Source organism: Chitinophaga sedimenti, from assembly GCF_023156195.1.
Lineage (GTDB): Bacteria > Bacteroidota > Bacteroidia > Chitinophagales > Chitinophagaceae > Chitinophaga > Chitinophaga sedimenti.
The window spans coordinates 6,129,533-6,149,853 of record NZ_JAKUKA010000001.1; the positions used below are offsets into that span (position 1 = coordinate 6,129,533).

The window sequence follows — 20,321 nt, forward strand, 5'->3', positions numbered from 1 at the left end:
TTTTCTAACACTATTATCCTCTGCGTAATGGCAGGTTAATCTGCAGCTGATGGTATTTATTGCCACCCGATTGCTGCGGTACCTGGAAAGAGTAAGGCACTACGTAAGTAACATTACCTTTCTTATAAGTCATGATCGATTTAACATTTACGGTGTTATTGTCGATCAGTTTAAACTCGGAATTGAGGATGCCGCTGTATTTAAACCCGGCATCGAGGCTCAGGCCTTTTTTCGCAGCCGTAAAGCTCAGGTTGACCTCGGTTTTCTTGGCCGCCTTGCTCTTATCGTCATCCGAAATAAAGCCTTCATCATTGGCAGATGCCTTCAACGCACCCAAAATAAGAAGGGTGGAGAGAACACAAGACAATGTGAACGTTTGCGTTATGTATAGAATCCTTTTCATTGCAACACTAATTGCTACACAAATATACGACTTTTTCGGATTCGTAACATATCCTTAACGGAAATCCACAAAAATCCTTAAAAAATGTTAAAAACTTTTCGGGTGATTGCTTTGACAGTTTTGGTGGCAGGTTGATTTTGCCCTATATTTACGTTAATGAATCACGATTTCCCATCATTTAACGAGTTTAACGAGGATTTTGAAGACTTGAGGGACCTGCTTCAGCAGTATGAAAATCTGGTGGCGGGCCGGGCTCACTCTTTTCTGGATGAGGATTCGTTTGAACAGATCATCGACTATTACGATGAGCATGATGAGCTGATTAACGCTATTCATGCGGCCGAACTGGCCATCGAGCAGTTTCCCTACTCTTCTACGCTGCTCCTGAAAAAATCCGGGCTTTTAATCGAAACCAAAAAATATAAAGAGGCACTGGCATTGCTGGACAAAGCGGAAGTGCTGGACAGTAACGACATCAACCTGTATATTCTGAAAACGGACGTGTACCTGGCCATGAACCAGCACGAAAAGGCGGCCCGTGTGCTGGAGGAACAGATCGACCACTTCGATGGGGAAGACCGTACGGAATTGCTGCTGGAACTGGCGGATGTATACGACGACTGGGAAGAATTCGAAAAGGTATTCGATTGCCTGAAAATATTACTGGAACACGATCCCAATAACGAGGAGGCGCTGCATAAAATCTGTTTCTGGACGGAGTTTACCGGCAGGAACGAGGAAAGCATCCGCCTGCACAATGGTATCATCAACGAGCACCCTTACAACCAGCTGGCCTGGTTTAACCTGGGAACGGCCTACCAGGGCCTGAAGCTGTATGAAAAAGCTATTGATGCTTATCAGTATGCGGTAGCCATCGACGAAAAGTTCGACTACGCGTACCGCAACATGGGCGACGCGTTTATTCGCCTGCGTAAGTACAACGAAGCTATCGAGGTATTGTCCAAACACACGGAAATTGCCAAGCCGGAAGATGTGATCTATGAAGCCATTGGTCACTGTTACGAAAGGCAGCGCAAGTATACCCAGGCCCGTTATTACTACCGCAAAGCCTCTCATTTAAGCCCGAACGACGATAAGCTGTATTATAAGATAGCGGTGGCTTACATGACAGAGGCTAACTGGGACAATGCGATCAAATCCCTGCAAACGGCTATCAAAATAAATAAACAAAGCGCTGAATATAATATGGCACTTGGCGAGTGTTATCTCGAACAAGGCCGTACCAAGGACGCGCTGATCCACTTCGTAAACGCGGTACGCATCCGTCCCAGCAGTCCCCACGCCTGGCAGGAGCTGATCCGCGGCCTGTACGTGGCTGGCTTCTACGAGGAAGCGCTGTCACAGCTTGAAGCAGCGGAAGCGAAACTGGGCCGTAAACCTGTGTTTGCCTACTATCGCGCCGGCATCCTCATCGCCGAAGGCAAAACAAAAGAAGGGCTGCTGCAGCTGGAAAACGCGCTGCAACTCGCGCCCCGCCAGGTGAAGAAGCTGGTGGAACTGGACCCGTCCATCCTCCAGCATACCGCTGTGGTCGACCTTATTTCCCGGTACCGTAAAAAACGTTGATCGCAGGATTTTAAGCCCTCGTCTAATTTCTTCCCTCACAATTCGGTTTACTTCTTATTTTTGCGGCGGTTTTCTGGAAAAACCTATTTTGGATTTAACGGCCGACGCTCTTTAATGATGGGTTACGACTGACCATTAAGAAGATAAACTATGTTGCAAATGAATTTTAATCTTACACAAATCCCGGAAAGAACGGCTAAGCCACGTAATTTCGGTCTTACAATGGTAATGGACAAGGGCCTTAGCCTCGAGGAAGCAAAGAACTTCATCTCAGCAGCTGCCCCTCATGTGGATATTGTGAAGCTCGGGTTCGGGACGTCATTCGTAACGCCTAACCTTCGTCAAAAAATTGAACTGTACCAAGCTGCAGGCATCCCTGTATATTTTGGCGGCACGCTGTTCGAAGCGTTCCTCATCCGCAACCAGTTTGATGATTATGTGAAAGTGCTGAACGACTATAATATCAGTTACGTAGAGGTGTCTGATGGCTCCATCACTATCCCCCACACCGAAAAATGCGGTTATATCGAGAAGCTGGCGAAGAAATTCACCGTGCTGAGCGAAGTAGGTTCCAAAGATGCTGAACACATTATTCCTCCTTATAAATGGATCGAATTGATGCGCGCGGAACTGGAAGCCGGCGCCACTTACGTGATTGCCGAAGCCCGCGAAAGCGGTAACGTAGGTATCTACCGCGGCTCGGGTGAAGTACGTGAAGGACTGGTTCAGGAAATCCTGACACAGATCCGCGCTGAAAAGATCATCTGGGAAGCACCTCAGAAAGCGCAACAACTGTACTTCCGGAGCTGTGCGGCTGCAACGTAAACCTCGGTAACCTCGCGCCTCACGAAATGATCTCCCTCGAAGCCATGCGTATTGGTTTAAGGGGCGATACTTTCCATCTCTTCCTCGATAACAAGGACTAATTAAGATACTATTCGTTTTATCGTGTCCGCTGTAGTAGCTTTACGCTTACTATAGCGGACATTCTTTTAATTGCACATTATGAAAGTTTACGGATTGATCGGTTTCCCTTTAAGCCACTCGTTCTCCAAAGGTTTTTCGCGGAGAAATTCAGCAGGGAAAATATCCAGGGATGCGTTTATGATAACTTTCCACTGGAAAATATTTCGGCCTTTACCAGCCTGTGGCAGCAACAGCCCGAGCTTAAAGGTATTAATGTGACCATTCCTTACAAGCAGGAAGTGATTCCTTTTTTAGACGATGTAAGCGATGCCGTGAAAGCCATTGGCGCCGTTAATTGCATCCGTTTGGGAGAAGATGGAAAATTGAAGGGCTATAACACCGATGTAATCGGCTTCCGGCGCTCGCTGGAACCCTTGCTGCAACCACAGCACAATAAAGCGTTGGTGTTAGGTACCGGCGGCGCTGCCAAAGCAGTGAAGTTTGTGTTAAAGGAGCTGCACATCGGCTTTACAGAAGTAAGCCGTACCGCCTCCGACACCGCGATCGCTTACGAATCGCTTACTCCGGAGATGATGAATGAATATAAGTTGATCATCAATACCACGCCGCTCGGCATGTATCCAAAAGTAGATGCCGCACCGCCCATTCCATATGAGCATATCACCGCCGGCCATCTTTTATATGACCTGGTGTACAACCCCGCCATACCATTGTTCCTGCAAAAGGGCGCGGATAAAGGCGCCACCATCAAAAATGGTCACGAAATGTTGATCCTGCAGGCAGAAGCCAGCTGGGAAATATGGAATAGTTAGTGATTAGGTTTGATCAGGTAATACATGCAGGTAGTGAAGAAGTTCCGTACAAACGGGATGCCCTTCATAAAGCCGAATTGCTCGCGCGGTTTTAAGTTGAATTTATACTTGTAGATAGGATTGATCAGGTAGTATTTTTTCTGCGTGATGCGAAAATCTGCCTGCTTCGAAATCTTCTCGAACCGTTCGATGGTAATGCCGGTATCCACCAGCTCCATCAGTTCCGGATAGTGGAAGGATGCTCGCCGAACATGCGCAGCAGTCCACGGTATACCGGCCGGGGTAACACATGTATCCATGGCAGGAAACTTAACACCTTGCTCTGGCAAATCTGCTGGTGACCGCCATGTGGCATGTACCAGGGAGGGAAACCGAAATATACCTGTCCGCGTACGGAAAGCAGGTCTTTGAGGTAAGCAATGAGTTTATGTTGATCGGGAATGTGTTCGATAGCGTCTTTCAGGATGATGAGGTCAAAAGCGTTTTTGAACTCGCCCATAAAATCAACATCATATATGTTTTTCGCTATGAGCTGCAGCTGGCCGTTATCCGGTATTGCTGCAAAAATCCTTTCGCTAATTCAATGCGTTCGGGAAAGAGGTCTACCCCCACACACTGGCAGCCCATTTCCGGGAACGGCGTGAGTACGCCACCCTCGCCGCAGCCGATTTCCATGACGCGGAGACCTTTCAGGTCGGGCATCTCCTGTTGAATGAAAGGCAATACATAGTTGCGGGAATTGTCCACCTGTTGCTGGTAGCGTAAGTTTGCGTCGGTATGTTGCGGTAGCGCCATTATTTTTGAATAATTGCGTGAAAATAAAATAAAAATCCGGAGCATCAAGCAGCAGGAAAATTGGAATGATTTTAGATTTTAATTGCATATGATCAGCAAACTCCTGAATGTACTGGCCCTGCTGGCTTTGCCGGCGCTTGTGAAATCGCAGCAGCGGATAGAAAAAGTGATCGCATATTACGATTCGTCCGCGGTGGCCGAATTATATGATATGGCGCGGGTGGGTTTTGAAGTGTTTTATCAGAACGGGCAGAGCAAGGCTACAGTGGGACTTTCCGGCGGCACCATCCGCTGGAACCAGATCAATGTGCAAACGGACGATGGTACATTCCGGAACGGGCAGTTCAATTTTAACCGTGCATCATTACGCCCAAAGCGTTACCTGGCGCAGTTTACCGTGAGTTTGAGAGAAGCGCCGGGACAACAGTTCAAAGTGGAGTTGCAGTTGCCTTATCTTACCGGCATTCGCTTTCGTCAATATACAGACAGCCTCAAGCGTGGTGAATATTTTTACGTGAATGTGGAGGGTATTTACAGCAGCGGACGCATCTTCCCGCTGGACACGGCTCGTGTGCGCTTTGCCGTACGGGGCGCGGAGTTGCACGGACAAGACATCCTGCTCGACCGCAATGATTTTACCACGAAAGAGATTTATGTGGATGCAGTGTATCGCCTGAACTCCGATATGAAAATCAGCACTGCCATTCCCGTAAAACAAGGGCCGGAAGACCTTTCCGGGCTCATCAAAAGTGAAAAGGATATGCAGCAACCCACTAAGAAGAAGAAACAGTGATCGGTTGAAACTCTTTGCTGTCGTACGTTCTGGAAAATAATTCTCAAAACGCACGTTTTAAATTTGCTTATTGTTAACTAATACTTACCTTTGCATCGGCAAGTCTTATACGACCAGCTCCTGCTGAATCCCCCAGGACAGGAATGTAGCAAGGGTAGGCGGTTGAAGCGGTGCGATGTAAGTAACTTGCCACTTTTTTTTCCTTTTAGTGGCATTCGCCCGCTTACAGTAGCATCCTCGCTCTAAATAATTAAATCTACAACGGTACTCCACGTGAAACAGCTGAAATAACAGTTTAGCAATTTTATCTTTATTCTTACATTTGGAAACATATAACCAATTTAATCATGAAATTTTTTATTGATACCGCTAACCTGGCACAGATAAAAGAAGCAAACGATCTGGGCATTCTCGACGGCGTAACCACTAACCCGTCTCTGATGGCTAAAGAAGGCATCAGCGGCGCGGACAACATCCTGAAGCACTACGAAGCAATCTGCGAAATCGTGGACGGTGACGTGAGCGCAGAAGTACTGTCTACCGACTTCGCAACCATTGTTGAAGAAGGTAAAAAGCTGGCTGCCATTCACCCGAACATCGTGGTGAAAGTGCCGATGATCAAAGACGGTGTGAAAGCCATCAAATGGTTTACAGACAACGGTATTAAAACTAACTGTACGCTGGTATTCTCGGCCGGTCAGGCGATCCTGGCGGCTAAAGCCGGCGCTTCTTACGTATCCCCGTTCATCGGTCGTATCGACGATAGCAGCTGGGATGGCGTTGAACTCATTGCGCAGATTTCACAGATCTATACCCTGCAGGGCTTTAAAACAGAGATACTGGCCGCTTCTATCCGTAACGCCCTCCATATTGTGAAATGTGCGGAAGTTGGCGCTGACGTGTGCACCTGCCCGCTGGATTCTATCCTCGGCCTGCTGAAACACCCGCTGACAGACATCGGTTTGGCTAAATTCCTGGAAGACGCTAAAAACTCTAGTAGATTCCTTTGTTATGATAATGGACCCGGCAGCTTCGGCGCGCCGGGTTTTTTTTCGGGTTGATGGGAAGGCGAGCATTGCCTATATATCCAGCCACTTCGGTTAGCCGGTTTTTTTCCGGGTTGATGCGAAGGACTTGTTTTACTTAAATAAATTTTAGTACCTTGATACCTCGTAAACCTAGGTGCCACGTTATGCAATACTACTTATCCAATTCCACCTTAAAAGATTTTACCGCAATCACCATATGAAGCAACAGTATATTATGGCCCTAGATCAGGGCACTACCAGTTCGCGCGCCATCATTTTTGATAAAGGGGGCAATACCATAGCCGTGGCGCAGAAAGAGTTTCCGCAAATTTATCCCGAGCCGGGATGGGTGGAGCACGATGCTATGGAAATATGGACCACACAGGCGAGCGTAGCCGCGGAAGTGCTGCTGAAGGCTGGGATTGATGGCGACCAGATTTGTTCCATCGGCATCACCAACCAGCGTGAAACCACGGTGGTTTGGGACCGCGAAACCGGTAAGCCCCTGTACCACGCCATCGTATGGCAGGACCGCCGTACGGCAGGTTACTGCGACGAACTGCGCCAGCAGGGCCTGGCCGATAAGTTCCGGGAAAAGACGGGGCTGATCATTGACGCCTATTTCTCCGGCACCAAAACCGCTGGATACTCGAGAACGTGGAAGGCGCCCGTCAAATGGCGGAAGAAGGCCGCCTGGCGTTCGGAACGATCGATAGCTGGCTGGTCTGGAACTTCAGTAAAGGACAACTGCATATTACCGATGTGAGCAACGCCTCGCGTACGTTGTTATATAATATTCACACCATGAGCTGGGACCGGGAACTGCTGGACATCCGGGCGTACCGGCATCAATGCTGCCCGAAGTGCGCCAGAGCAGCGAGATGTATGGTTATACCGAAGCCACGCTTACCCCGTATCGCATTCCGATCGGCGGTATTGCCGGCGACCAGCAGGCAGCACTGTTCGGACAGATGTGCACAGAGCCGGGCATGGTGAAAAACACCTATGGTACGGGCTGTTTCATGGTGATGAACACCGGCGATAAAATCATTGAATCGAAAAACAACCTGCTGGCCACGGTAGCCTGGCAGGTAAACGGTAAAGTGCAATACGCGCTGGAAGGATCCATTTTCATTGGTGGCGCGGTGGTGCAGTGGCTCCGCGACGGGCTGGGCATCATCCGTCATTCTGCGGAAGTGGAGCAGCTGGCTAACTCCGTAACCGATACCGATGGCGTGTACCTGGTGCCGGCATTTGCCGGGTTGGGCGCACCGCACTGGAATCAATATGCCCGCGGTACCGCAGTGGGCCTTACCCGTGGCACCACGGCGGCGCATTTGTCGCGCGCCGCGCTGGAAAGCATCGGTTACCAGACGATGGACGTATTAAAAGCCATGGAGGCCGATGCAGGCATTGATATTACCGAACTGCGCGTAGATGGCGGCGCAACCGCGAACGACCTGCTGATGCAGTTCCAGAGCGATGTGCTGGACGCCGCCGTGGTTCGTCCGAAAATTACAGAAACAACGGCGCTGGGCGCGGCCTATCTGGCGGGACTGGCCTGCGGTTTCTGGAAAGACATGGACGAAGTGCGCAGCCAGTGGCAGCAGGACCACCGCTTTGAGCCGCAGATGGAAGAGGCGAAGCGCAAACCACTGATTAAAGGCTGGAAGCGTGCCGTGAACGCCGCCAAAGCCTGGGCTAATGATACCAATGATTAAAAATAACCACAGTTATGAGTCCCTTTTTAGCAGAGTTTTTAGGCACCGCCTTATTGATCATATTAGGTAACGGAGTAGTGGCCAACGTGCTGCTCACCAAAAGTAAAGGCCAGAACGGCGGCTGGATCGTGATCACGTTCGGCTGGGCGATGGCCGTTTTCGTTGGGGTGTATACGGTCGGTTCCGTGAGCGGCGCCCACCTAAGCCCGGCAGTAACGCTGGCGCTGGCAGTAGCCGGCAAATTTCCCTGGGCGGACGTTCCCATGTATTTCCTGGCGCAATTGCTGGGCGCCATCACCGGCTCGGTTTCCATGTGGGTGGCTTATAAGCAGCACTTTGATCAAACAGCAGATGCGGACCTGAAAATGGCCGTGTTCTGCACCTCGCCGGCCATCAGGAATCCATTTTATAATTTGCTGACAGAGATCATCGGCACATTTGTGTTGATCCTGGGCGTGTTTTACATCGCGAAACCCGGTGTGGGACTGGGTGCGCTGGATGCGCTGCCGGTTGCGCTGCTCGTCCTCGCCATCGGCCTTTCGTTAGGCGGCCCAACCGGTTATGCCATTAACCCTGCCCGCGATCTCGGCCCCCGTATTGCCCATTTCCTGCTGCCCATCCCGAACAAGCGCAACAGCGATTGGGGGTATGCCTGGGTGCCCATTATGGGGCCATTTATCGGGGCGGCGCTGGCGGCTTTGTTATACATGCAGCTGCAATAAATAATTTTAGAGATTGAATAGGGAGGTACACGCCGGTCACGGCGTGTACCTTTTTTGTCCATGCTTACCTGGGGTGTAAGTGTAAACATTAATCCGGATTAGTAACCTGGGTGTCAACCTTTTTCAGGACGTGACAACCCAAAATGCTTTGTCAATTTAAAACAGGAATTAATCCACACCTGACAAGCTACTTAGTACGCTTCCCATAAACTGTCAGTTTTTTCTAGTATAAGACAAACCTTAGTCCGGATTATAGCATCATTCGTTCATCCTAGGTTCATCCTAGGTTCATCCTAGGTTCAAGGTAGGTTCATGAACCTATTTTAAACGTAGCTTCAACGAATGATCAACCTACTATTAACGAAGGATCTTTAAAAGCGCACGCAAGGATTTGCTATGTCGCCGGAGGGCGTGACCAGCAACGGCCGATAGTAGCAGATCAGCCGGCTCCATGATCAAATCGGGAAAAAGATCGGATTAACTTTCAAAGTTTTCTGAAAGTTTAGTAACTTTGTGAATGCTTATGTGATGGTATGGCTTTTGCCGCCATCCGCTAATGAATAATAGACTAATCAGTGAAACATCGGAACTTTAAAACTTGAGATATGTTACAGCCCAACATCCCGGAAACCAGTCAACCCCGCGTCGTTATTGTGGGGGAGGGTTCGGAGGCATCATGCTAGCCAAATCTTTACGAAAAGCACCTGTACAGGTAGTATTGCTTGACCGCAACAACTACCACCTGTTTCAACCCCTTCTCTACCAGGTGGCTACCGCAGGATTGGAACCAGACAGCATCGCCTTCCCACTCCGGGGAATTTTTAAGCGGCAAAAGAATTTTCACTTCCGTATGGCCGAGGTAGAGTCGGTGAACGCCGCTGCCAACATCCTCGAAACTAATATCGGCCCCATCCAATATGATCACCTGGTACTCGCGACCGGTAGTAACACCAACTTTTTCGGCAATAAAGAGATAGAGCAGCACGCTATCGGCATGAAATCGCTGATAGAGGCCGTGCAGATCCGTAATTACGTACTGAAACAGTTCGAAGAAAGTCTGCTGATGACAGATGAAGCCCTCATTCGTCCCAAATTGAGTTTTGTGATGGTGGGTGGTGGTCCTACAGGGGTAGAGCTGGCAGGTGCTTTCGCGGAACTGCGCGAATACATTTTGCCGAAAGATTATCCTGAACTGCCTGTGCACATGATGGAGGTATACCTCATAGAGGCCGGGCCCAGGCTGCTCGCGGCGATGAGCGAAAAGTCATCCAGGAAAACGGAAGAAGGCCTGCGTAAACTCGGGGTGAAGGTAATGACGAATACGGCGGTTAAGAATTATGACGGTACGGTGTTAACGCTGGGTAACGGCGAAACGCTGCGGTCACAGTCGCTGTTATGGTCGGCGGGTGTAAAAGGCGTGCCGGTAGGCGGTTTGGCCCCGGATACCATGATCCCGAACGGGCGTATCATCGTGAACGAATTTAACCAGGTGCAGGGATTGCAGAACGTGTATGCGATCGGTGATGCCGCACAGCTGGCGAACGATGAGCGTTTCCCGAAAGGCTACCCGATGGTGGCGCAGGTAGCGTCGCAGCAGGGCAAAAACCTGGGACATAACATCATCAGGCAGATAAAGGGGAAGGCGATGCAGCCTTTTAAATACAAAGACCTTGGCAGCATGGCTACGATCGGTCGTCACCGGGCGGTGGCGGAGTTCCTGGGATTAAAGCTGGGCGGTTACTTTGCCTGGATCGTTTGGATGATCGTGCACCTGTTAAACCTGATGGGCTTCCGTAACAAGATGGTGGTGTTCATCAACTGGGCGTACCGTTACCTCACGTATGACCGCGGTACCCGCATTATCATTAAACGCGGGGCGGCGAACATCGTAAAACTAAGGCAGTCGATAGACACGCCGGTACAATAAAAAAGGAGGGCCGATACATCATCGGCCCTCCTTTTTTATTTCCTGTTTTTTAAAGAATTCATTTGCATGACCCCGACCAGCTCATCGGCCCGCCCGCCAAGGGAGCGGTAATACACCAACACGGTGTAGTTGTTCTCTGCCTCCCACCAGTTGCCTTCTGTATTTTCTGTATCGAGTTTACCATTGGTGGTACGGTCAATGAGGCCGTAGATGTAATTATAAAAGCCTTGTTTAAGGAACAGGCTGCCTTCGTATGCGCGGCGTTCACCGTTATATTTCAGGCGGTTTTCTTCGTTGCATTCGTAGTTCGTTAGTTCGCCGAACAGGTACAAGTCGTACCCGGCGTACGGTTCCGGCGATGGATAAGTAAACTTCACGGTCGCGTAATCACCTTCGGTATTTACATCATAGTTATCCAGCATAATGGGCTGAAAGCGGCCGTTGATATCGCCAATGTAGAAGTAGCGGCCGTTGCCCCGTTCGGGATCGGGTTGCGCGTATACTACGGTACCGGTTTTCATGTAATCGGTATGCGCCACCCGCTCTGTCTGCAGGCGAAGGCTGCGCAGGTCGATCCAGCGCCATTCTTTGCCGGCGGGGAACTGCACGTCGTTTTCTGCGTTGTATTCCAGTACATCTCCCTTAATGAACATCGGCTTGATACCAGTGATGGCATTATCCCAACGATAATTCTGCATCACCACGACCTTTACCTGGTTAAACGGGTTGTTTACGTTCAGGGCCTTTACGTTAATGGTGAAGTTTATCTTCTGGTGTGTTTTATATGTTTTGGGATTGATGGGCGTGGAGATGAAACCACCGGTGGAGGCTTTCATGTCTACCACCATAAACCGCCGCGTAAACGCCATTTGCGTGGTGTCGCTGTTAAGATAAACACGCAGGATGTAGTTGCCCGATTTCACCGGCGTACAGTTACTGTTCGGCAGGTCGAGCGTGTAGTGCGTATACCGTTGCAGCGTCATGCGGGAGAACGTGGAGTTCTGTATCCTGCTTTCCGAGAAACCGCGCAGGTAGTCGAACGTATTGTAGTTGGAGCGGGTCCAGTCGGCATTGCAATGCACGATGGTGTAGTTGTATGTTTTCACATCAGCGTCCAGGTCATCGAAACTGAGCTGCAGCCTTTCGCCGCTGTTCAGGGTAATGATGGGCATGGAAAGCAGATCGCCGGCACGGGTGAATTTCACCGTACGGATGTTTTTCATATATACGTGATCGGGCGTTTGCACGTCTGCCTGGGCTTTTACGGCCTGGGAACAAAACAGCAGCGCGCTAATGCATATGTTCAGCAAAGTTGTTCTCATAAGCTAATTAACGCGCTTAAGGTACGATTATTTGAGCAGTTTGTCCAGCGCCTGGCGGCCCTCTTCGTTTTTAGGGTTCAGTTCCAGGAGCGGCGGTACATGCTGATGGCATCGTCGCGGCGGCCACTTTCGCGCAATGCTTCGCCGTAGCTGTCGTACGTGTTAAAATCATCGGGGGCAATGAAAGTATTCAACTTAAACGTTTCCAGCGATAACTGCTGATGATCTTTGAACGAAGCGAAGTAAAGAAAATCATATCCCAGCCGGTTCATCTCCCGGTAGTTGAAAAAATAATTCGCTGTATCGGCCCTTGCCGCCTGCAATACCGCCGCTGCATGGTTGGCATCGCCCTGCTGCAGGGCGCGGGCATAAGCCCTTACGGCAGATCGCTTATGTTCCAGCGGCATCGTAGCCCGGCCGTTCAGCAGGTAAAAGGCGGACGTCACAATATCGCCAAAGCGGCTTTCGCCGTTGATAAAGGCAACAATGGTCTGCGAGGGTTGCAGGTGATGGAAGTAGAAGGTCGCCATACCGAACTTAAACCCGCCATGGCCCACGCTTTTACCAAAACCGGGTTGTTCAAATATCTCCCAGCCCATGCCGTAGTGTCCTTCTCCCTCGCCCAACATGGTATCCATGTGTTCCGTGTGTACTTTACCGTTATTTAATTTGATGGGTGTAAGCGCCTCTTCCATGCTGCTTTTGCGGAGCAGGCGGCCGCCGAAGAAGGCGGCATCGAATAGCAACATATCGGCCGTGGTGCTGATGATATTGCTGGAGCCGTAAGCTGCCTGGTTGTTGTACTCCGAGTACCGGAAACGTTTTACTTCACTTGCGGGGATGTAATCTTCGTTATACATCACCGGCAGCACCTGGTGCACCGCGCGGGCAGTATCGTTCCAGTTGCTGCTGCCATAAATGGCGAGGTAGGTGTTTTGCATCCCGGCGGGACGAAAAATATGTTGTTCCAGGTAGCGGGCAAATGGCTGGCGCGTGATCTTTTCCACGATCATCGCGGCCAGCATATACCCGGTGTTGCAGTAGCGGAATTCCTCGCCCGGCTTAAAGTACAGCGGTTTGTTCCATTGCTGCAACAAGGGGAGCAGGATCGCATTGGTGATGACGGTGTCGGGGTTTAAGCGGATGGCTGCATCGGTGAGTTCTAAATTAGGAAGGCCGGAAGTATGCGTCAGCAAATGGCGGATGCTGACGCCCTGGAAAGGGAACTCCGGCAGATATTTTTGTACGGCGTCGTCCAGCTGCAATTTGCCTTTATCACGCAATTGCAGGATGGCGGTAGACGTAAATATTTTAGATATGGAAGCAAGGTTGAAGCGGGTTTGCGGGTGGTTGCGCTTTTGCAGCCGGTAATCTGCAAAACCGCCGCTGAACTGGTACACCATTTTACTGTTCATCGCCATTGCGAGGTTGCCGGGGTACAACTGGTAACGGGCAACCGAATCAAAATAGGCCGGCGGAAGCAGTTCTGGGCTTTTAATTGCGTGGTGGCCACGAATAACAAAGCAAGGGAAAGTGTTTTCATACCGCAATATTACCCGCTTTAGCAGCAGCCTGCGGGCGGAAGTGACTAACCGGGACAAAGGTGGGACGAGCATCGGGAACAATGTTACGGGCCGTAATCCCCGAAATTTTCTTTAGGTTTGGTGCGTGTAAATATTATTCATGCAGGTTTCGTTTTTATCGCCCGGCGTATTGCGTTTAACAAGGCTTCGTCTTTTTCACGGTTCATTATTACCATTGCGATGGTGGCCACCGCCATCAGCGTAGCCGTGATGATACTGGCCACAGCGCTGGTCAGCGGTTTTCAGCAAACCATCCAGGATAAGATTTTCAGCTTCTGGGGCCACCTGCACGTAAACCAGTATCAGCCCAATGCGAGTCCGCTTACGGACCAGGTACCCATCTTCAACGATGGCAACTTCCGGAAAAGGTACTGGCCATGCCGGGGTGGCAGCCATTAATTCTTTCGCCACCAAATCTGTACTGGTAAAGGCCGGCGCCGATATCGAGGGCATGATTTTTAAGGGGGTGGATAAAGATTATAACTGGAAAACGATCCAGTCCTTTTTACTCGAAGGCCGCCTGATCCGCTATACCGACAGCGCCTATGCGCCCGAAGTGCTCATATCGGCCACCACTGCCAGTTTGCTTAAATTAAAACTCAACGACGCCATCGTGGTCTATTTCGTGCGTGGCGACGGATTACCGCCCCGGGCGCGTAAACTCACCATATGCGGTATTTATAAAACGGGTATCGAAGAATACGATAAAACCTATTTTCTCGGAGATCTGCAACTGATCCGCAAACTGAACGATTGGGACGGCGACCAGATTGGTGGTTATGAAGTATTCCTGAAGGATTATAAAAATATGGATGCTACCAGCGATGCTATCCTGGATATGTTGCCGCAGGAGCAGACCGTGCGTTCCATGCGCGAAGTATATCCCAACATCTTCGACTGGCTGGCGTTGCAGAATAAAAACGAGATCATTATCCTCATCATCATGACCATCGTGGCCGTGATCAATATGGTCACCGCCATCCTTATCCTCATCCTGGAAAGGACAAATATGGTGGGCATCCTGAAAGCGCTGGGCATGCGCAATACGTCGCTGCAACAGATTTTCGTGTTCCAGAGCGGTTACATTGTACTGGTAGGTGTGTTGCTGGGTAATATATTGGGGCTGGGACTCGCGTTCCTTCAACTGCAAACAGGCTTCTTCAAACTCCCGGAGGAGTCGTATTACATGACAACAGCGCCGATCTCCCTGCACTGGGGAAAGATCGTATTTATCAACCTGGCCACCATCCTGATTTGCGTGGCGATACTGTTTATTCCCTCTGTATTGATACGGAAGATTGTACCGGTGAAGGCGATCCAGTTTAAATAAGCAACCTGCCGCAGATAATCCCCGTGGCCACGCCCGCATTCAATGACTCGGCGCCGCCGAGCCGGGGGATCGTGATCTTATGGCTGCATAGAGCAATGATCTCGTCGCTCAGTCCGCGCGATTCATTACCGATAAGAATAACACCCTCTGAAATTTTGCCGAAGCCGGCGATATTGTCGCCATGCAGTGTAGCGGCATAAGAGGGCACTTTGCCCAGCAGTGGGGCCAGTTCGGCGGTCATCACTTTTACGCGGCTGATACTACCCATGGTGGATTGTACGGTTTTGGCGTTATAAGCGTCTACACAGTCGGGCGAGCAAATGACCTGTGGAATGCCAAACCAGTCGGCTATACGAATAATGGTGCCCAGGTTGCCCGGGTCCTGCACGGTTTCCAGCATCAGGCTGATGCGGCCTTCCAGTACGGGTGTTTCGGCCACGGGTATCTTAACAATGGCCAAAGCGCCATTGGGGGTGGAGAGGGAAGAAAGTTGTTTCAGCGTGGCTTCGTCTACCTCGTTTATATCGGCGCCGGTAGCCTGTTCTGCCAGTGCACGGTGTTCGCTGAGCCAATTACGGGTGGCATATACGGCTAATACGGGTTGTTTGGCCTGTAGTAGCTCCTGCACGATTTTATCGCCTTCCGCTACAAAGTGGCCGAATTTTTGACGGTTTTTTTTTAGCTGTAATGATTGAATATATTTAATTTGCGCCTTTGACAACATAGGGTCAAACCTACATGAATTACTTCATTCGGCCAAGCCGGGGAGTTATTGCCGGACAGGAAACTACAAACTAAGCTAATATTGATTGCAAGTGCAGAAAACGTTCAACTCCGCATACCACCTTTTTACTTCATGCCTGTTGATCTGTGCCTGCCTGTTTATCAGCGCCTGTTCCAATACCAAATATCTCCAAAAAGACCAGCAGCTGTTTGTAGGCAGCGAGGTTAAAATAAACGGAGATATCACCTCCGCAGAAAAGCAGGATATAAAAAGCGCCCTATCTTCCAAATCACTCATGATGCAGCAGCCCAATACGAAGTTTTTGGGCATGCGCACCCGTGTGTGGCTGTACAACCAGAAATACAACGAAAAGAAATCTAACTGGTTCTGGAACCTCGTACTGGCGCCCCGTAACCTGGAGGAGCCTGCGATTTACGACTCTTCCAAAACCCGGGAAGCCACGGACCGTATGGCTACCTACCTGCACAACCAGGGTTTCTTTTACGCGCAGGTGAGTTCAGAAGAAGAAGTGAAGAACCGCAAAGTGACCCTTAAATACAACGTGAATACCGGGCGCAATTTCGTGATCGATAAAGTAACGTTCGTGATCCCCGACACGGCGGTACGGGAAGTGGTGCTACAAAACCAGGCGCTTTCGCTTGTAAAGAAGAACACGGTGTACAAAGGTGAAACCTTGAACGCCGAACGCGAACGGCTTACCAGGGTGCTGCGCAATGCAGGTTACTACAAGTTTCAGCGCGACCTCATTGAGTTCGAAGTAGACACGCTTAACAAGTCGCTTTTCAAAAACGCCCTCAATCCCTTTGAGAACCTTACCGGTATTTTCAATAGCAGCCGCGGACAGAATAAACTCACGCTGGACGTGGAAGTGCGGGTAAATAAACCGCTGGATTCCAACAGCACCGCCGATAAATTGTATTTCATCGACAGCATTTACGTATACCCCGACCTGCCGCTGAACGGTAACCTGAACGACACGGCCCTCAAAGAAACCCAGCGCCGCTCCTTCACCGTGCGTTCCTACAGCGATAACCTTCGTCCCGGTGTACTGGCTCGTTCTATTTTGCTCAGGCCTGGTAACAAGTACTCGATCGACAACTACAACGGCACTATCAATAAACTGTACGACCTGAACCTGTTCCAGTTCATCACCCTGCAATACCGCGAGCGGCAGGACAGCCTTCACAAACTCGACGTATACCTGCAAATGACGCAGAAGAAGAAACAGGAGCTGGGAGTAAATGCGGATGTAACCACGAGTTCCGATTACTTTGTAGGTAGCAGCTTATCTCGCTCAACTACCGCAATTATAACATTAACCGTGCAGCGAATGAGCTGCAGGTAAGCCTTAAGGGTGGTGTGGAAGTCGTGCGTAACAATGGCCAGTTCGCGTTGCAGACGAGGGAATACGGTATTGAAGGCAACTTTACTTTTCCTCGTTTCATCACGCCGTTCTTTACGGTGCGGCCGAGCAATCGTTCTACCGCCAAAACCAGGGTGAGTGCGGGTTTTAGCTCCATTTCCCGTGTAGAGAAGTTTGTGATTTCGACTTTGTCGTCCAGCTTCGGGTACGATTGGAACGAATCTATTTACAAGCGCTGGCTGGTGCGCCCGATCACGTTAAACTATGTTGGGACGGAGCTGACGAAGGTGTTCCGCGATTCGGTGGTGAACCTGAGCCCTTACCTGGTACGCAGCTTTGAGCCGGCATTTATCGGCGGTGAGTCGTTCACTTTCTTATACACCAATAACGACGCATTGCACACCCGCCGCAACTCTTTCCTGCGGGTGAATTTCGAGGAATCGGGTTTGTGGTTAAAGGGACTGAACAGCTTGATCTACGAGGTGTCCAGCAAGCGCACAAGCCTTGAAAAGGGCACCAACGTAAAAATATCGCAGTTCGTGAAACTGGATGCCGACTACCGCATTTACTGGAATCGCCCGAGAGCCTCCACGGTGGCGCGGGCGTATGTGGGGGTGGGTTTGCCTTACGGGAAGTCCGATGTATTACCTTACATCCGCCAGTATACGTCGGGTGGACCTAACAGCATCCGTGCCTGGCGTTTGCGTACGCTTGGGCCGGGCTCTTATGTAGATACTTCTGCCACGGCAGCGATTTTCCCCGATCAAACGGGCGACATGAAACTGGAGGCCAACCTCGAATACCGCTTCGATATCTTACGCCTGTTCGGGGGCACCATCAACCTGAAAGGTGCTACCTTCCGGATATGGGTAATATCTGGATGCTGAAAAAAGACACCGTGCGTACCGGGGCGGAATTCAAATTCAATAAACTGTACAATGACCGGCAATAGGCACCGGCGCCGGTTTACGCCTCGATTTCTCCTTCTTTATTGTGCGGTTCGACTGGGGACTGCCACTTAAAAAGCCGTTTAGGGCCGATGCGGCAGACAAGAGCTGGTACATCACTAAATGGGACCTTGGCAGCGGCAGCTGGCGCAAGGAAAACGTGATCTGGAACGTGGCGATCGGCTATCCGTTCTAGCCAAAAAAGCAGGCACTGTGGCCTGCGCTATCCTTTCATCTTTGTAATAAAATCCTGCATGTCATAAGCGTCTGATAACCTGAACTCGCCAATCCGCGTGCGGACCAGGGAGCTCATATATCCCCCGCAACCGACGGCTGCGCCAAAATCATTGGCCAGTGAGCGGATGTAGGTGCCGGTGCTGCATACCACCCGGAAACTTACCACTGGCAATGCTACTGCCGTGATCTCAAACTCCTTGATGAACACTTTGCGCGGTTCCACCTTTACTTCTACACCCTTACGCGCCAGTTCGTAGATCGGTTTGCCGTTTTGCTTAATGGCAGAATGAATCGGCGGCAACTGTTGCTGTTCGCCGGTAAAGCGGTTCGCTATTTCCTGTAAAGCGGCCTGGTCCAGTTCCGGCACCGGCTTAAAATCGGTGGGTTCAGATTCCAGGTCAAAGGTAGGCGTAGTGGCGCCCAGCGTAAATGTGCCGGTATATTCCTTTTCCTGCGCCTGGTATTCGTTGATTTTCTTGGTCATTTTACCGGTGCAGCAGATCAAAAGGCCCGTTGCCAGCGGATCCAGCGTGCCGGCATGGCCGGTTTTAGCCCTGGTGGTATTCCGCACCTTGGCCACCACGTCGAAAGAAGTCCAGTTCAGCGGTTTGTTAATCAGTACCACCTGTCCCTCCTGAAAAATATTCTTTTCGGTTTGTTCCATCGCGCAAAGATATTGGGAAAAAATAAGAATGGAGCCAGCTTTGAGGTGCTATTGGACCGCCGTCACTTACTTCAGGCCGGCTTATCGCTGTTGAGCTTTTTTGTGTGTGCTGTTTCGAAAGCATTTTTTCTTCACGGAAAGGGCAGGGAAAGGGCAGTTAAAGGGCAGGCAAAGGGCCTGGGTGGCTTCCACCTTGCTTTTGAGTGGCCTCATTCTTTGGAGATGCCTGGTTTTACTGTGGTTTCGGGAAGGTTCAATTCGCCAAAAGCGGCCAGGATGCATAAAGGATCCTTATTGCTTCCGCCGCCTGGCCATTACAGTGATCATCAATCCGAGCAATGCTATCAACCCGAAGGAAATCCGAAGGCCAAATGCATGGGCGATAAAACCGATAACCGGGGGCCTAACAAGAAGCCCGGGAAGCCAATGCTGGACACAGCCGCAATGGCCATACTCGGGCTCATCGTTTTAGAACGGCCCGCTTCGCTGTACAACAGGGGCACCACGGCAGAAACGCCGAGTCCTACTAAAAAGAAGCCGATAATGCCCATCATCACCGTTGGGAAAATGGCAGACAATAACAAGCCCGAGGCGGTGATGATGCCGCTTAAACTTAAAATGCCCATGATCCCGATGCGGCGCGATAGCCAATCGCCGGTAAAGCGCCCGGTGGTGGTGGCTACCGTAAATGCGGAAAAGCCGAGCGCTACCTGTTCCGGCGCGCTTTGAATGGTTTTGGCGAAGTATACCGTACTCCAGTCGTACATCGTGCCTTCACTGATCATACAGCAAAAGGCGATAACACCCAGGCCGAGCAGTGATTTATCGGGTTTTACGAAAATGGGTTGTTTGCCAGATACCGGCGCTTCGGGCGGGAGGGTGGAACTGGCATTGGTAGCCCAGAGCAAAACGCCGGCGCCGGCTACAAAAAGGAAGTGATATAACGGGTCGACATGAAATTTGATCATCAGGCTGCCTACGTTGGCGCCCACCAGCCCCGCCAGGCTCCAGATGCCGTGAAACGACGACATGATCGTTTGCCCGAACATCCGCTCTACGCTTACAGCACGGGTGTTTACGGCAATGTTGCCCAGGTTGCCCACAAACCCGAAGATGAACAGCGCCAGGACCAGCAGTGCGATGTTCGGCGCAAGGCCCAACATCGGCAGCATTAACGCATAGCCGAGGCATGCGATGGACAGGAGTCGCTGGCTGCCCAGGCGGTTAGTGAGCCAGCCGGCAATCACTAACGAAAGGCCCAGTCCACACGGAATGGCGAGGAAAATAAGGCCCAATGCTCCTTCCCCTACGTCCATTTTACGTTGGATATCTGCCACACGGGAGCCCCAGCTTGAAAAGCAGAGCCCCATAAAAAGAAGAATGCGCTTACGGCGATCCGTGCACGCCATTTTCCG

25 protein-coding genes and 1 other RNA gene are annotated in these 20,321 nt (G+C 50.6%); 17 read left to right on the forward strand and 9 right to left on the reverse strand.

Annotated elements, in window-relative coordinates; all coding sequences use genetic code 11:
* Positions 1-13: 13 nt before the first annotated feature.
* A complete protein-coding gene (locus tag MKQ70_RS35435) occupies positions 14-337 on the reverse strand; it encodes a hypothetical protein (protein ID WP_248080149.1) in 324 nt (107 codons plus the stop codon).
* Between the two features lie 222 nt (positions 338-559).
* Here MKQ70_RS35435 and MKQ70_RS35440 point away from each other — a divergent pair, with 222 nt between their 5' ends.
* The 4 genes from MKQ70_RS35440 to MKQ70_RS35450 all read left to right on the forward strand — a co-directional run bounded on the left by MKQ70_RS35440 (position 560) and on the right by MKQ70_RS35450 (position 3,729).
* Complete coding sequence (locus MKQ70_RS35440; RefSeq protein ID WP_248080151.1) at positions 560-1,990, forward strand: tetratricopeptide repeat protein; 1,431 nt, start codon at positions 560-562, stop codon at positions 1,988-1,990.
* Positions 1,991-2,149: 159 nt separating this feature from the next.
* Positions 2,150-2,815: a phosphosulfolactate synthase gene (locus MKQ70_RS35445; RefSeq protein WP_308199355.1), complete on the forward strand. Its 666-nt coding sequence runs from the start codon at positions 2,150-2,152 to the stop codon at positions 2,813-2,815.
* The gene (locus tag MKQ70_RS41780; protein WP_308199596.1) at positions 2,797-2,916 is read left to right on the forward strand and encodes a phosphosulfolactate synthase; all 120 of its coding nucleotides are present in this window, start codon (positions 2,797-2,799) and stop codon (positions 2,914-2,916) included. The genes MKQ70_RS35445 and MKQ70_RS41780 overlap by 19 nt, the downstream gene beginning before the upstream one ends.
* Positions 2,917-3,117: 201 nt before the next feature.
* Positions 3,118-3,729: a shikimate dehydrogenase family protein gene (locus MKQ70_RS35450; RefSeq protein ID WP_248081862.1), complete on the forward strand. Its 612-nt coding sequence runs from the start codon at positions 3,118-3,120 to the stop codon at positions 3,727-3,729.
* Here MKQ70_RS35450 and MKQ70_RS35455 read toward each other — a convergent pair.
* The 3 genes from MKQ70_RS35455 to MKQ70_RS35465 are packed head-to-tail and all read right to left on the reverse strand — an operon-like array spanning position 3,726 to position 4,524.
* Positions 3,726-3,947, reverse strand: coding sequence for a hypothetical protein (locus MKQ70_RS35455; RefSeq protein ID WP_248080153.1), 222 nt, complete (start codon positions 3,945-3,947; stop codon positions 3,726-3,728). The genes MKQ70_RS35450 and MKQ70_RS35455 overlap by 4 nt on opposite strands.
* Positions 3,947-4,228 carry a class I SAM-dependent methyltransferase gene (locus MKQ70_RS35460; RefSeq protein WP_248080155.1) on the reverse strand — a complete coding sequence of 94 codons (282 nt, stop codon included), beginning with the start codon at positions 4,226-4,228 and terminating at the stop codon, positions 3,947-3,949. The genes MKQ70_RS35455 and MKQ70_RS35460 overlap by 1 nt, the downstream gene beginning before the upstream one ends.
* A gap of 26 nt (positions 4,229-4,254) precedes the next feature.
* The gene (locus MKQ70_RS35465; RefSeq protein WP_248080157.1) at positions 4,255-4,524 is read right to left on the reverse strand and encodes a class I SAM-dependent methyltransferase; all 270 of its coding nucleotides are present in this window, start codon (positions 4,522-4,524) and stop codon (positions 4,255-4,257) included.
* An 88-nt stretch (positions 4,525-4,612) separates the two neighbouring features.
* Here MKQ70_RS35465 and MKQ70_RS35470 point away from each other — a divergent pair, with 88 nt between their 5' ends.
* The 8 genes from MKQ70_RS35470 (at position 4,613) to MKQ70_RS35495 (ending at position 10,715) form a co-directional block, all read left to right on the forward strand.
* Positions 4,613-5,317, forward strand: a complete 705-nt coding sequence (locus MKQ70_RS35470) for a hypothetical protein (protein WP_248080159.1) — start codon at positions 4,613-4,615, stop codon at positions 5,315-5,317.
* A gap of 96 nt (positions 5,318-5,413) precedes the next feature.
* Positions 5,414-5,512: signal recognition particle sRNA small type (ffs, locus tag MKQ70_RS35475), an RNA gene on the forward strand.
* Between the two features lie 152 nt (positions 5,513-5,664).
* Positions 5,665-6,378 (forward strand): fructose-6-phosphate aldolase, encoded by a 714-nt coding sequence (gene fsa / locus MKQ70_RS35480; RefSeq protein WP_248080161.1) that lies wholly within the window; start codon positions 5,665-5,667, stop codon positions 6,376-6,378.
* A gap of 202 nt (positions 6,379-6,580) precedes the next feature.
* The gene (locus tag MKQ70_RS43605) at positions 6,581-7,111 is read left to right on the forward strand and encodes an FGGY family carbohydrate kinase (RefSeq protein ID WP_282456963.1); all 531 of its coding nucleotides are present in this window, start codon (positions 6,581-6,583) and stop codon (positions 7,109-7,111) included.
* Positions 7,021-7,341, forward strand: coding sequence for an FGGY family carbohydrate kinase (locus MKQ70_RS43610; RefSeq protein WP_282456964.1), 321 nt, complete (start codon positions 7,021-7,023; stop codon positions 7,339-7,341). The genes MKQ70_RS43605 and MKQ70_RS43610 overlap by 91 nt, the downstream gene beginning before the upstream one ends.
* Positions 7,342-7,373: 32 nt before the next feature.
* Positions 7,374-8,066 (forward strand): FGGY family carbohydrate kinase, encoded by a 693-nt coding sequence (locus tag MKQ70_RS43615; protein ID WP_282457910.1) that lies wholly within the window; start codon positions 7,374-7,376, stop codon positions 8,064-8,066.
* Between the two features lie 14 nt (positions 8,067-8,080).
* Positions 8,081-8,788 (forward strand): MIP/aquaporin family protein, encoded by a 708-nt coding sequence (locus MKQ70_RS35490; RefSeq protein ID WP_248080163.1) that lies wholly within the window; start codon positions 8,081-8,083, stop codon positions 8,786-8,788.
* Between the two features lie 676 nt (positions 8,789-9,464).
* Entirely contained in the window at positions 9,465-10,715 is a 1,251-nt protein-coding gene (locus MKQ70_RS35495) for an NAD(P)/FAD-dependent oxidoreductase (RefSeq protein WP_248080165.1), read from the forward strand.
* A 35-nt stretch (positions 10,716-10,750) separates the two neighbouring features.
* Here MKQ70_RS35495 and MKQ70_RS35500 read toward each other — a convergent pair whose 3' ends face one another.
* Both MKQ70_RS35500 and MKQ70_RS35505 read right to left on the reverse strand, forming a co-directional pair.
* Positions 10,751-12,037, reverse strand: a complete 1,287-nt coding sequence (locus MKQ70_RS35500) for a type IX secretion system plug protein (RefSeq protein WP_248080172.1) — start codon at positions 12,035-12,037, stop codon at positions 10,751-10,753.
* Between the two features lie 77 nt (positions 12,038-12,114).
* A complete protein-coding gene (locus MKQ70_RS35505; protein ID WP_248080174.1) occupies positions 12,115-13,653 on the reverse strand; it encodes a serine hydrolase domain-containing protein in 1,539 nt (512 codons plus the stop codon).
* Between the two features lie 45 nt (positions 13,654-13,698).
* Between MKQ70_RS35505 and MKQ70_RS35510 the strand changes: the two genes are divergently transcribed.
* Entirely contained in the window at positions 13,699-14,019 is a 321-nt protein-coding gene (locus MKQ70_RS35510; protein WP_248080176.1) for a hypothetical protein, read from the forward strand.
* Positions 13,970-14,950, forward strand: a complete 981-nt coding sequence (locus MKQ70_RS35515) for an ABC transporter permease (RefSeq protein ID WP_248080178.1) — start codon at positions 13,970-13,972, stop codon at positions 14,948-14,950. The genes MKQ70_RS35510 and MKQ70_RS35515 overlap by 50 nt, the downstream gene beginning before the upstream one ends.
* Here MKQ70_RS35515 and MKQ70_RS35520 read toward each other — a convergent pair.
* The gene (locus tag MKQ70_RS35520) at positions 14,943-15,674 is read right to left on the reverse strand and encodes a TrmH family RNA methyltransferase (RefSeq protein WP_282456965.1); all 732 of its coding nucleotides are present in this window, start codon (positions 15,672-15,674) and stop codon (positions 14,943-14,945) included. The two genes, MKQ70_RS35515 and MKQ70_RS35520, sit on opposite strands and share 8 nt — an antisense overlap.
* Before the next feature lie 91 nt (positions 15,675-15,765).
* Here MKQ70_RS35520 and MKQ70_RS35525 point away from each other — a divergent pair, with 91 nt between their 5' ends.
* The 3 genes from MKQ70_RS35525 (at position 15,766) to MKQ70_RS35535 (ending at position 18,201) form a co-directional block, all read left to right on the forward strand.
* A complete protein-coding gene (locus MKQ70_RS35525; protein ID WP_248080182.1) occupies positions 15,766-17,040 on the forward strand; it encodes a POTRA domain-containing protein in 1,275 nt (424 codons plus the stop codon).
* A 14-nt stretch (positions 17,041-17,054) separates the two neighbouring features.
* A complete protein-coding gene (locus MKQ70_RS41785; RefSeq protein ID WP_248080184.1) occupies positions 17,055-17,945 on the forward strand; it encodes a BamA/TamA family outer membrane protein in 891 nt (296 codons plus the stop codon).
* 106 nt (positions 17,946-18,051) lie between these two features.
* Positions 18,052-18,201, forward strand: a complete 150-nt coding sequence (locus MKQ70_RS35535) for a hypothetical protein (protein ID WP_248080186.1) — start codon at positions 18,052-18,054, stop codon at positions 18,199-18,201.
* A 27-nt stretch (positions 18,202-18,228) separates the two neighbouring features.
* On the opposite strand, the gene truB is transcribed toward MKQ70_RS35535, so the two are convergent.
* Positions 18,229-18,906 (reverse strand): tRNA pseudouridine(55) synthase TruB, encoded by a 678-nt coding sequence (gene truB, locus MKQ70_RS35540; protein WP_248080188.1) that lies wholly within the window; start codon positions 18,904-18,906, stop codon positions 18,229-18,231.
* A 344-nt stretch (positions 18,907-19,250) separates the two neighbouring features.
* A complete protein-coding gene (locus tag MKQ70_RS35545) occupies positions 19,251-20,276 on the reverse strand; it encodes an MFS transporter (RefSeq protein WP_248080190.1) in 1,026 nt (341 codons plus the stop codon).
* Between the last annotated feature and the right edge of the window lie 45 nt (positions 20,277-20,321).